Raw genomic sequence first — 10,946 nt, 5'->3', positions numbered from 1 at the left:
TTGACGCGGGACAGGATATGCCTGTCCCCGGCCAACTCCATGGTCACCTCAAGCCAGTCTTTTTCGCCCAAAACCTTCTGATCGTAGTCTGCCAGATACTGCTGCGCGGATTTGCCATCCAATGCGTAATGCCCGGCGCGCAGCGCGCTCTCTGTCAGGTCGCGAATATGCATGCCCGGCTGCACCATTTCGGGGTTCACGTGGCAGAGCTCGCGGTAGGTGTCATTGCAGATCACCAACAGGTTTTCCTCGTCATAAATGGCAAAGCCATCCTTGGAGGCATCCATGGCCGCCGTCATCCGATGCGAGATGCGGTTCAGCTCCAGCGTTTGCTCGGTCTGCACCTTCCACGTGCGGATCATCTGTCGCGACAACACCACAAAAACCATTGCAAGACAAAAGCTTGCGATGGCAGTGACGGTTTGGACCACCTGCACGAGGCGGTCTTCGATGATGTCCAGTTGCGGACGGAAGGAGAGGCTCAGTTTCCGCAACTTCCGCATTGAATCGGTCAGCTGCAAATTGCGCACAAAGGGGCTGCTCTCTCCGACAACGTAGACGGCATCCGGGCTCTTGAGCGGCGCGAGGATGTTCATCGCGGCATCGGTTTCCTTGATCGCCGCCTCGCAGATCTTCAGCGCCTCCCCGGCTCCGAGCAGCAGAAATGCGTTCCGTTCGGTCATGGAGAGATTATCAAGGCACCAGCGCGCCTGTTCTCCTGCCAGGAGCACCAACTGCTCCAGTTCCGCGGCCTCCTTGGGCCGCAGAACGGGGGTCTGTCCCAGCAGGGTCAGGATGTCCTGCGTGGTTTCCAGATGAACCAGATTGCGGGCGCGGTATTCATTGGCCAGCATGAGATAGCGATAGCCAATAAACGACATCCCGGTCAGAACCGCCAGGATCAGCGCAAAAAGAGCAAGTGTCCGTCCAAGCCGCATCGGCGAAGCCTCCCGGCAATGTCAATCGTCAACCAGTCCCCAAAACCTAGGGAGGTTTGATTTCTCAATGCCTAACCGGTCCGCGCCTTCTGGTTTTTTGGTTAACTCCGCCGATGCGACACTCCTGCGTTCGGGATACAATCACAGGGCCACATGCCCGGCTTAGACGCCGATATAGCGCTGGCTCAGCTCTGGCGTCAGCGCCTGCATGGCGCCGCTCCAGACGGTGGTGCCGCGCTCCAGCACCACGGCGCGGTCACAGACCTGCGCCAGCTCGGAGAGGGTCTTGTCGATCACCAGGATCGACATTTCGGTGTCCTGTTTCAGCCGGTTCAGGGCCGCCCAGATCTCCTGCCGGATGATGGGGGCCAGCCCCTCCGTCGCCTCGTCCAGGATCAGCAGGCGCGGGTTGGTCATCAACGCGCGGCCGATCGCCAGCATCTGCTGCTCACCCCCCGACAGTGAGGCAGAGAGCTGCCCCTCGCGTTCGCCCAGGCGCGGGAACAGCGCGGTGACTTTGCGCATGTCCCAATCGCCGGGGCGGCTGGTGGCGCGCAGGTTTTCAGCCACCGTGAGGTCGCGAAAGCAGCGCCGCCCCTCGGGCACCAGACCGATGCCCAGACGCGCCGCCTTGTAGCTGGGCAGGCGCTGCAAATCCTGGCCTGCGAACTGCAAGCTGCCCTGCGCCGCGATCATCCGGCAGATCGCCTTGACGGTGGTGGATTTGCCCATGCCATTGCGCCCCATCAGGGCGACGACCTCGCCCGCGGCGATTTCCAGATCAACGCCGAACAATGCCTGGCTGACGCCGTAAGAGGCCGTGAGGCCTTGGATTTTCAACAGGCTCATGCCGGATCCCCCAGATAGGCCGCGCGCACCTCCGGATCGGAGCGGATCTCCGCCACGCTGCCGCTGGCGATCACGGTGCCGTAAACCAGAACGCTGATCCGATCCGCCAGGGCAAAGACCGCGTCCATATCATGTTCCACCAAGAGGATCGGTGCCTGCTGTCGCAGGCCATCAAGAAAGCCGGTCATCTCCTTGGATCCTGCCGCGCCAAGCCCCGCCATGGGTTCATCCATCACAAAGGCCCTGGGCGAGAGCGTCAGGGCCAGCGCCACCTCCAGCTGGCGGCGTTCGCCGTGGCTGAGGTCGGCGCAGCGCTTGGCCCGGGCATCCGCCAGGCCGACCCGCTCCAGCGCCGCCTCGGCCCTTTGGCGCAGGCTCTTGTCGCCCAGCGCCGAGGCCCAGAACCGCCAGGGGCGCGCACTGGCCCCAAGGGCGCCAAGAATCGCGTTTTCAAGCACCGTGTCCTCCATCGCCAGCGCCGAGATCTGGAAGGTTCGGCCCAGTCCCGCCCGTGCCCGCTGCGCCGGAGTGAGGGCGGTGACATCCCGCCCCATCAGCTCCACCCGCCCCGCATCCGGCGTGAGCGCGCCGCAGATCTGGCCGATCAGGGTCGATTTGCCCGCACCGTTGGGGCCGATAATGGCGTGGATCTCGCCCGGGCGCAGGGTGATCGAAATGTCCGAACTGGCCTTCAGCGCACCGAAGGATTTCGAAATACCATGGGTTGCAAGAACCGGATCAGTCATGGCGCAACTCCCGTCCTGCGATCAGCCCGGTGAGGCCGCCGCGTGCAAACATGACCACCGCCAGAAGGATCAGGCCGAGGAAGATATGCCAGAATTCGGTCAGCCCGCCGAGGAAATGCTCCAGCGCGACAAAGGCCACCGCGCCGGCGACCGGACCAAACAGCCGCCCCACCCCGCCCAGGATCACCAGCACCATGAGCTCGCCCGACAATTGCCAGCTGAACATGGTCGGGCTGACAAAGCGGTTGAGGTCGGCATAAAGCGCCCCGGCCAGCCCGGTGATCACGCCCGAGATCACAAAGGCCACCAGCTTGAGCCGCATGGGATCAAGCCCCACCGCCTGCGCGGAATCCAGCGCCAGGCCAAAAGGCGCCCGCCGCAGCCGCGCCGAGAGCAGCAGCACCAGCAGAAGCACCACAAGGCAGAGCCCGTAGAACTGGATCGGCACCAGCGTGTTGAGGCCGGGAAAATCGTTCCTGACATAGATCGACATGCCATCCTCGCCGCCATAGGCGCTCCAGGAGATGGCGAAGTAGTAAAACATCTGCCCAAAGGCGAGCGTAATCATGATGAAATAGGCCCCGGTGGTGCGCAGGCTCAGCACCCCGATGACCAGCGCCGCCAGCGCCGAGACGATCATGGCCACGATCCAGATCACCGGCATCGACTTGGTTCCCTCGATCACCAGCGGCCAGTCCATCAGGCTGCTGTAGCTCTGGGCGTGATAGGCAAGGATGCCCATGGCATAGCCGCCAATCCCGAAAAAGACCGCGTGCCCAAGGCTCACGAGCCCGCCGATGCCCAGCGCGATATTGAGCCCGGCCGCAGCAAGGGCAAGGATCACCGCGCGGGTCGCCAGCGTGATGGTGAAAGGCTCATCCGCGATCACCGCCCAGGCGGGCACGGCAATGAGACCCAGCAAAAGCGCTGCGTTGAAAAGTGTTTCTCTGTTCATGCGCGGGCTCCGAACAGGCCAGAGGGTCGCCAGATCAGCACCAGGCTCATCAGGATGTAGATCGACATCGAGGCAATGGCGGAACCGGCAGAGGTTGCAGGTGCTGCCTCCATGAAGAGCTTCAGCACTTCGGGCAGGAAGATCCCGACCAATGTGTCGGTCAGCCCCACCAGCAGCGCGCCGATAAAGGCCCCCTTGATGGAGCCAATGCCGCCGATCACGATCACCACAAAGGCGAGGATCAGCACCGGCTCGCCCATGCCAACCTGCACCGACTGGATCGCGCCGACCAATGCGCCCGCCAGCCCGGCCAGGGCCGCGCCCAGGGCAAAGACCAGCGTATAAAGCTTGGAGATATCCACCCCCAGCGCCGCGATCATCTCGCGGTCATTCTCGCCTGCGCGGATCTGGATGCCGAGCCTTGTGCGCTCGATCAACAGCCAGAGCCCCGCCGCCACCAGAAGCCCCGCACCAATCAGCGCCAGACGATAGAGCGGATATTGAATGCCCCCCGGCAGGGTGACGGGACCAGAGAGCGCCTCGGGGATATCAAGAAACAGCGGAAAGGAGCCAAAGAGCCAGCGCGTGCCCTCGGAAAAGATCAGGATCAGCGCGAATGTCGCCAGCACCTGATCCAGATGGTCGCTGTCATAAAGCCTGCGGATCACCGTGACCTCGATCACCGCGCCCAGGAGCGCCGCCGCCGCCAGCGCTGCCATCAGCGCCAGCACAAAGGATCCGGTCAGCCCCGCCACCGCGGCGGCGGCAAAGGCCCCCACCATATAGAGCGAGCCATGCGCCAGGTTGATCAGCCCCATGACGCCAAAGATAAGTGTCAGCCCCGCGGCCATCAAAAACAGCATGACGCCGAACTGAACGCCGTTCAGCAGCTGCTCGAAAATCAGAATTGTGGACATATGTGCCTTCTTTCAGAGGGGTCCCGGCCCGCCTATCGCGGACCGGGAAGGCCACTTACATTTTGCACGCATCCACATAGGCGTTGGAATGATCCTCCAGCGCGGTATCGACGATCTTGTTGGTGAAGATATCACCTTCCTTGATCACCTCGCGCACATAGACGTTCTGGATCGGGTGGTTGTTCGCCGCAAAGGAGAAATCGCCCCGCACGGAGGCAAAATCAGCCGCCTTCAGCGCCGCAGCGAAGGCCGCGTCATCGTTGATATCGGCCTTGTCGATGGCCGAGAGCAAGAGGTTTGCGGTGTCATAGCCCTGTGCTGCATAGATCGACGGCAGCCGGTCGTATTTCTGCTCAAACGCGGTCACAAAGGCCGTATTGGCCGCATTGTCGAGATCCTTGGACCAGGTGGAGGCGTTCTTGACGCCCAGTGCCGCCTCACCCACCGCTTGCAGGATGCCCTGATCAAAGCTGAAGGCCGGGCCCACGACGGGAAGGTCCACACCGCTGTCGGCATATTGCTTCAGGAAGGAAATCCCCATGCCGCCGGGCAGGAAGAAGAACACGCTATCCGCCCCCGAGGCGCGGATTTGCGCGATTTCGGCGGCATAGTCGGTCTGGCCCAGCTTGGTATAGACCTCGCCCGCCAGGTCGCCTTTGTAATAGCGTTTGAAACCATTGAGACTGTCGTGGCCGGCGGGATAATTCGGCGCCAGGATAAAGGTGTTCTTGAAACCCGCCTTGGTGGCATAGGCGCCTGCGCCCTCATGCAGGTTGTCGTTCTGATAGGAGACCGCGAAATAATTGGGGTTGCAGCCCTTGCCAGCCAATTGCGCCGGGGCCGCGTTGGTCGAAAGGTAGAACAGCCCCTGCGCCGTGGTCGCCGGCACCACCGCCATGGCGAGGTTGGACCAGACGATACCGGTCAGCACATCGACCTTTTCCGACTGGATCATCTTGTCGGCCAGCTGCACCGCGATATCGGGTTTGCGCTGATCGTCCTCGATCACCACCTCGACATCATCGCGACCGGCCTCTTCGATCGCCAGCATAAAACCGTCACGGGTGTCGATGCCAAGGCTGGCGCCGCCGCCGGACAGGGTGGTGATCATCCCCACTTTGATATCCGCCATGGCCGCAGTTGCCGCCAGAGTCGCCGCCGCAGAGGCCAACACGAGCTTCTTCATTCCCAAACTCCCTGTTTTTTTATCTTACATGTAAAATATCTACCCCAGCTTCGGCCATCGGTCCACTCCCCAGTCACCCAAAGTGTGAAACTTTGCAGCCCGAAGCCTGCTGCGCCTGCCTCAGAAATCGAGGCCAAGATCGACGGTGCGCGCGGAATGGGTCAGCGCCCCGGAGGAGATATAATCGACGCCAGTGGCGGCAATCGCGGCGACGGTCTCGCGCCGCACATTGCCGCTGGCCTCCAGCGCCAGACGGCCTGCGTTGATCGTCACTGCCTCGCGCAGTTGATCCGGCGTCATGTTATCCAGCAGCACAACCGAGGCGCCGCCCACCGCCAGCACCTCTTGCAGCTGCTCAAGCGTGTCCACCTCGATCTCCACCGCCATCATATGGCTGGCATGGGCCTTGGTGGCCTCCAGCACCGCCCGGATGCCACCCGCGGCGGCGATGTGGTTGTCCTTGATCAGGATCGCATCCGAGAGCGAATAGCGGTGGTTGAAGCCGCCCCCATGCAGCACCGCCAGTTTTTCCACCATGCGAAGCCCCGGCGTGGTCTTGCGGGTGCAGGTGACGCGGGCCCTGGTGCCTTTGGTTTCGGCCACCATGGCGGCGGTCAGCGTGGCGATGCCGGTCGAACGTCCGGCAAAGTTCAGCGCCACCCGCTCGCCCATCAGGATCGAGGCCGCTTTGCCGTTGATCTCCATCAGCACATCGCCGGGTGCGCAGGGCGCGCCGTCCCTGACAAGCGGTGTCACCTCAAGGCTCGGGTCCACAAGGCGGAACGCCAGCGCCGCCACCTGCATGCCAGAGATCACCGCCGCCTCGCGCGCGCGCAGGCGGGCGGAATAACGCACCTCATCGGGGATCACCGCGCGGGTGGTCACATCGCCATAGGCGCCCAGATCCTCCATCAGTGCGGATCTTACCAGCGGCTCCAGGATCAGGTCGGGAAGTGTGGCAAAGCTCATGGGGATGGGGTCTCCGGTTGGGCAAGGATTTTGTCCCGCAGCGCCTCGGCCTGCGCCCAGGTCAATCGCGAGCGTTGCGCGAGCGCGGCGGAGGTCGCGGGGAAGTCGGATCGTTCATGGGCGCCGCGGCTCTCTTCACGCAGAAGCGCGGCGGCGGCGATCAGCGTCGCCGTGGTGCAGATGTTTTGCAGATTTTCGCAGGCCGGTTGCCGCGCCGCCAGGGCCGCGATCTCGCGCAGGGCGGTTTGCAGCCCCGTCGCATCGCGCAGCACGCCGACATGTTGGGTCATGGCGCGGCGCAGTTGGGCCACCGTCTCGGGGTTCGGGGTCTCGCCGCCGGGGTGCAGATCCAGCGTGATCTCCTCTGCCTGTTGCGCCATGCCGCTCTGTGCGGCAATATCCTGCGCCGCGCGGCGGGCATAGACCAGCGCCTCCAGAAGCCCGTTGGAGGCCAGACGGTTGGCACCATGCAGACCCGTCGAGGCGCATTCACCGCAGGCCCAGAGCCCGGGCAGAGAGCTGCGCCCGTCGAGATCAGTGGCAATGCCGCCCATGTGGTAATGCGCGGCGGCGGCGACAGGGATGGTTTGCGTTGCCGGGTCGATGCCATTGCGCAGGCAGGCCGCACTGACCGCCGGGAACTGTTCGGTGATCGACGCGCCCAGCGCCGCGCGGGTATCCAGCACCGGGCGCTGGCCCGCCTGGCCTTGCGCAAAGATCGCCCGCGCCACCACATCGCGCGGTGCCAGTTCCGCGTCGGGGTGCTCTGCCAGCATGAACCGCTCGCCGGCCGCATTGAGCAGGATCGCCCCCTCGCCGCGCAGCGCTTCGGTGGCCAGGGGCGCCGGGTCCTCGCCCACATCCATGGCGGTGGGGTGGAACTGCACAAACTCCGCATCCGCCACCTCGGCGCCCGCCCGCGCCGCCATGCCCAGCACCTGGCCACGAATGCGCGGCGGATTGGTCGTGATCGCATAGAGACCCGCACTGCCGCCCCCCGCCATCAAATGCGCCGCACCACAGAGCAGCACCGGAGCGGAGCCCTCGGGCGTGGAGGAGACCAGCCGCACGCCGGTGACGCGGCCCTTGGTGACCTCCAGCCCCTCGGCCATCACCCCTTCGATCACCTGAATCGACGGGGTGGCGCGGACGCGTTCGATTAGGGCGCGCATGATCTCTGCCCCGGCCTGATCGCCCTTCACCCGCACCACACGGGCAAAACTATGCGCCGCCTCGCGCGACATCACATAGCCGCCGTCACTGGTGCGATCAAAGGGCGCGCCCAGCGTGGTGAGGTCGAGAATATGCGCGCGGGCTTCTTCAGTGACCAGCTTGGCCACAGCCGCATCCACCGTGCCCGCGCCCGCCAGTTCGGTATCGCGGGCATGGGCTGCCGGGCTGTCGCGGCCATCCATTGCCGCCGCCACCCCGCCCTGCGCCCAGGCAGAGCTTGCGCCCTGCCCGAGGGGATCGGGGGAGATCATCACCACCGGGCGCGGCGCCAGCGTCAGCGCCGCATACAGCGCGCCAAGCCCGGCGCCGACAATGATGATACGGTCGGTTGTGACCCGTTCGCTCACCTGATCAGAGGCCCAGCTTGCGGGACAGATCAATCATCGCCTGCACCGACTGACGGGCCTTGGCGGCGACCACCGGGTCAACCTCCACCTGCCCCTGCATCGAGTGCAGCGACCAGAGCACCTTCTCCAGGGTGATTTTCTTCATGTAGGGGCACATGTTGCAGGGGCCGACAAATTCGACCTCCGGCAGCGCGTCGGCAATATTGGAGGCCATCGAGCATTCGGTGATCAACAGCGCCTTTTCGGGTTTTTCATCGGTCACATATTTCAGAATGCCGCTGGTGGAGCCGCTGAAGTCGGCCTCGGCGACCACATCCGGCGGGCATTCGGGATGCGCGATCAGCCTCGTGCCGGGGTTCCATTCGCGGAAATCGCGCAGGTCCTTGGCGGTATATTGCTCGTGCACGATGCAGGAGCCCTCCCACCAGACCACATTCTTATGCGGCACGTCGCGGGCGACGTTTTGCGCCAGATACTGATCCGGCGTCATGATCACCGTGTCGCTCTCCATCGCGCCGACGATCTGGGCGGCGTTGGAGGAGGTGCAGCAGATATCCGATGCCGCCTTCACCTCGGCGGTGGTGTTCACATAAGAGACCACCGGCGCGCCGGGATAGCGGCGGCGCATCTCGGCGACGCCCTCGGCGGTGATGCTTTCGGCCAGGCTGCACCCGGCGTCCATATCGGGCATAAGCACGGTCTTGTCGGGGCTGAGGATCTTTGACGTCTCGGCCATGAAATGCACGCCGCATTGCACGATCACATCGGCCTCCACCTCGGTGGCCTTGATCGCCAGTTGCAGGCTGTCGCCGACAAAATCGGAAATCCCGTGAAAGATCTCTGGCGTCATGTAGTTGTGGCCAAGTATGACGGCGTTGTGCTCTGCTTTCAGCGCGTTGATCGCCTTGACGTAGGGCGCGTAGATGGCCCAGTCGGCAGGCGGAACCACCCGGGACATGCGCCCATAAATCTCCGACATGGAGGCAGCAAGGTCCGGGTTGGGAGCAAGGTCATAATGCTCGGACAATGCGGTCCGCAGCACAGGAAGGTCGAGCGACATGGCTGGGTGTTCCCCTCGTCTGGTCGCGTGCCGCGTGCAGACCATGGCGGCACTATAATGTCGGACGCGCGGAAACCTGCCGCAGACGTCCCGTCAAGCCTCGCAGGTCGCAATGCGAGTATGCGCGCCTGTGCATAGCGGGCCGTGAATATCGGTGCAAGCACTGTGGGCGCTACCATAGAGAAAGGGCGCGCAAATGCTCAGACCACCTCGACCAGCAGCGGCGAAAAGGGGTCGCAGCGCAGCTCCATGACATCGCCGCGCTGGACCGGCCCGACCCCCGCCGGCGTGCCGGTCAGGATCACATCCCCCGCCGCCAGGGTGTAATACCGCGACAGATGCGCGATGATTTCGGGCACTTTCCAGATCATCTGGTTGAGATCCCCGCTCTGGCGGATCTCGCCATTGACCGAGAGGGTGATCGCGCCGTCCTGTGGATGCCCCACCTCGGAAACCGGCGAGAGCGGCCCGACGGGGGCGGAATGTTCAAAGGATTTGCCAACCTCCCACGGGCGCCCCGCCGCCTTGGCCACGCCCTGCAAATCGCGCCGCGTCATATCCAGCGCCAGCCCATAGCCCCAGACATGGCCCAGCGCGTCGGCCTCTGCAATGTCGCGCCCGCCGGACGCGAGGGCGACCAGCAGCTCTGCCTCGTGGTGCACGTCACGGCTCATCACCGGATAGGGAAAACGCCCCGAGGCATCGAGCGCGTCCGGCGCCTTTTGAAAGAAGAACGGCGGCTCGCGATCCGGGTCATGCCCCATCTCCACCGCATGGGCGGCATAGTTGCGCCCAATGCAATAGACCCGCCGCACCGGAAACGCCCCCTGCCCTGCCAGCACCGGAATCGCCGCCTGTGGGGGTTCTGGGATCACAAAATTCGACATGGCTGCGTCTTCCTCCGTCTTTGCGCGACCGGGACCGGGCCGCATGCTCGCTGATAGCGCGTTCCCATGCCCCGACCAAGCCCCCGCGCCCGCAACGCGCCCCTATGCATCCGCGCATGATAGCCCCCGACAATCGCCCATCACAGTTTCGCAAAAAAAACAGGCAGAACGCACAACATAGTAAATTTTAAAGAGAATTCTCTGCTTCACCATTTGCCCACCCCCCGGAACGACCTAAGCTCAGTGCATGGCCTATTTTGCAAAGAGGCATTTCATGCATCGGCTACTGGTTTTCAGCGATCTGGATGGCAGTTTGCTGGATCACGACACCTATGATTTCGCCCCCGCCCTTCCCGCGATCGACGCCATCAAGGCCCGCGGCGGCCTGTTGATCCTCGCCAGCTCCAAAACCGCGTCTGAAATGCGCCCGCTGCACCAGGCCCTGGACCTCGGCGCGGCCCCGATGATCGTTGAGAACGGCGCCGCCTGCGTCCCCGCCAGCGGGGTGACCAACAAGGATGCGGATTACCGCGCAATCCGACAGGTGCTGCAAACCCTGCACGCGCCGTTTCGCGGCTTCGGCGATATGAGCGCGGCCGAGGTCCAGCGCCTCACAGGGTTATCGCGGGAGGAGGCCCAGCGCGCCAAGGCGCGACAATTCAGCGAACCGGGGCTCTGGCAGGGGGATGCGCGTCAGCGCGCCACATTCCTCGCAGCGCTGGCCCGGCGCGGCATCTCGGCCCGGCAAGGCGGGCGTTTCCTGACGCTCTCCTTCGGGGCCACCAAGGCCTGCCAGATGGAGACGGTGAAACAGCGCCACGCGCCCTGCGTCACCATTGCCCTTGGCGATGCGCCCAAC

The 10,946-nt window shown here is 64.1% G+C and carries 11 protein-coding genes; 1 reads left to right on the top strand and 10 read right to left on the bottom strand.

Going from position 1 to position 10,946, the window contains the following annotated elements:
- The 10 genes from HCZ87_RS17550 to HCZ87_RS17505 all read right to left on the bottom strand — a co-directional run.
- On the bottom strand, positions 1-938 hold a 938-nt coding region (locus HCZ87_RS17550), incomplete at its 3' end, for a PAS-domain containing protein (protein WP_175582311.1).
- Between the two features lie 162 nt (positions 939-1,100).
- Positions 1,101-1,787 (bottom strand): ABC transporter ATP-binding protein, encoded by a 687-nt coding sequence (locus tag HCZ87_RS17545; RefSeq protein ID WP_167645867.1) that lies wholly within the window; start codon positions 1,785-1,787, stop codon positions 1,101-1,103.
- Positions 1,784-2,533: an ABC transporter ATP-binding protein gene (locus tag HCZ87_RS17540; RefSeq protein ID WP_167645865.1), complete on the bottom strand. Its 750-nt coding sequence runs from the start codon at positions 2,531-2,533 to the stop codon at positions 1,784-1,786. The genes HCZ87_RS17545 and HCZ87_RS17540 overlap by 4 nt, the downstream gene beginning before the upstream one ends.
- Entirely contained in the window at positions 2,526-3,488 is a 963-nt protein-coding gene (locus HCZ87_RS17535; protein ID WP_167645863.1) for a branched-chain amino acid ABC transporter permease, read from the bottom strand. The genes HCZ87_RS17540 and HCZ87_RS17535 overlap by 8 nt, the downstream gene beginning before the upstream one ends.
- Entirely contained in the window at positions 3,485-4,405 is a 921-nt protein-coding gene (locus tag HCZ87_RS17530; protein WP_167645861.1) for a branched-chain amino acid ABC transporter permease, read from the bottom strand. Before HCZ87_RS17530 ends, HCZ87_RS17535 begins: the two co-directional genes overlap by 4 nt.
- A gap of 55 nt (positions 4,406-4,460) precedes the next feature.
- Positions 4,461-5,591, bottom strand: coding sequence for an ABC transporter substrate-binding protein (locus tag HCZ87_RS17525; protein ID WP_167645859.1), 1,131 nt, complete (start codon positions 5,589-5,591; stop codon positions 4,461-4,463).
- Between the two features lie 120 nt (positions 5,592-5,711).
- Entirely contained in the window at positions 5,712-6,560 is an 849-nt protein-coding gene (gene nadC / locus HCZ87_RS17520) for a carboxylating nicotinate-nucleotide diphosphorylase (RefSeq protein ID WP_167645857.1), read from the bottom strand.
- Entirely contained in the window at positions 6,557-8,173 is a 1,617-nt protein-coding gene (locus tag HCZ87_RS17515) for an L-aspartate oxidase (protein WP_175582310.1), read from the bottom strand. Before HCZ87_RS17515 ends, nadC begins: the two co-directional genes overlap by 4 nt.
- Positions 8,145-9,200 carry a quinolinate synthase NadA gene (gene nadA, locus HCZ87_RS17510; protein WP_167645855.1) on the bottom strand — a complete coding sequence of 352 codons (1,056 nt, stop codon included), beginning with the start codon at positions 9,198-9,200 and terminating at the stop codon, positions 8,145-8,147. The genes HCZ87_RS17515 and nadA overlap by 29 nt, the downstream gene beginning before the upstream one ends.
- Before the next feature lie 200 nt (positions 9,201-9,400).
- Positions 9,401-10,087 (bottom strand): fumarylacetoacetate hydrolase family protein, encoded by a 687-nt coding sequence (locus HCZ87_RS17505; RefSeq protein WP_167645853.1) that lies wholly within the window; start codon positions 10,085-10,087, stop codon positions 9,401-9,403.
- 274 nt (positions 10,088-10,361) lie between these two features.
- Between HCZ87_RS17505 and HCZ87_RS17500 the strand changes: the two genes are divergently transcribed.
- The coding region (locus HCZ87_RS17500) for a mannosyl-3-phosphoglycerate phosphatase (protein ID WP_167645851.1) at positions 10,362-10,946 on the top strand (585 nt) is incomplete at its 3' end.

Origin of the sequence: Phaeobacter sp. HF9A (assembly GCF_011806385.1) — a bacterium.
In the GTDB taxonomy this organism is placed as follows: domain Bacteria; phylum Pseudomonadota; class Alphaproteobacteria; order Rhodobacterales; family Rhodobacteraceae; genus Epibacterium.
This window is presented reverse-complemented; position numbering and strand designations above follow the sequence as displayed.

What these genes read in the sequence shown, in the direction of transcription:
- HCZ87_RS17545 (WP_167645867.1), bottom strand. Translation starts at nt 1,787, where the DNA reads ATGAGCCTGTTGAAAATCCAAGGCCTCACGGCCTCTTACGGCGTCAGC.
- HCZ87_RS17540 (WP_167645865.1), bottom strand. Translation starts at nt 2,533, where the DNA reads ATGACTGATCCGGTTCTTGCAACCCATGGTATTTCGAAATCCTTCGGT.
- HCZ87_RS17535 (WP_167645863.1), bottom strand. Translation starts at nt 3,488, where the DNA reads ATGAACAGAGAAACACTTTTCAACGCAGCGCTTTTGCTGGGTCTCATT.
- HCZ87_RS17530 (WP_167645861.1), bottom strand. Translation starts at nt 4,405, where the DNA reads ATGTCCACAATTCTGATTTTCGAGCAGCTGCTGAACGGCGTTCAGTTC.
- HCZ87_RS17525 (WP_167645859.1), bottom strand. Translation starts at nt 5,591, where the DNA reads ATGAAGAAGCTCGTGTTGGCCTCTGCGGCGGCGACTCTGGCGGCAACT.
- nadC (WP_167645857.1), bottom strand. Translation starts at nt 6,560, where the DNA reads ATGAGCTTTGCCACACTTCCCGACCTGATCCTGGAGCCGCTGGTAAGA.
- nadA (WP_167645855.1), bottom strand. Translation starts at nt 9,200, where the DNA reads ATGTCGCTCGACCTTCCTGTGCTGCGGACCGCATTGTCCGAGCATTAT.
- HCZ87_RS17505 (WP_167645853.1), bottom strand. Translation starts at nt 10,087, where the DNA reads ATGTCGAATTTTGTGATCCCAGAACCCCCACAGGCGGCGATTCCGGTG.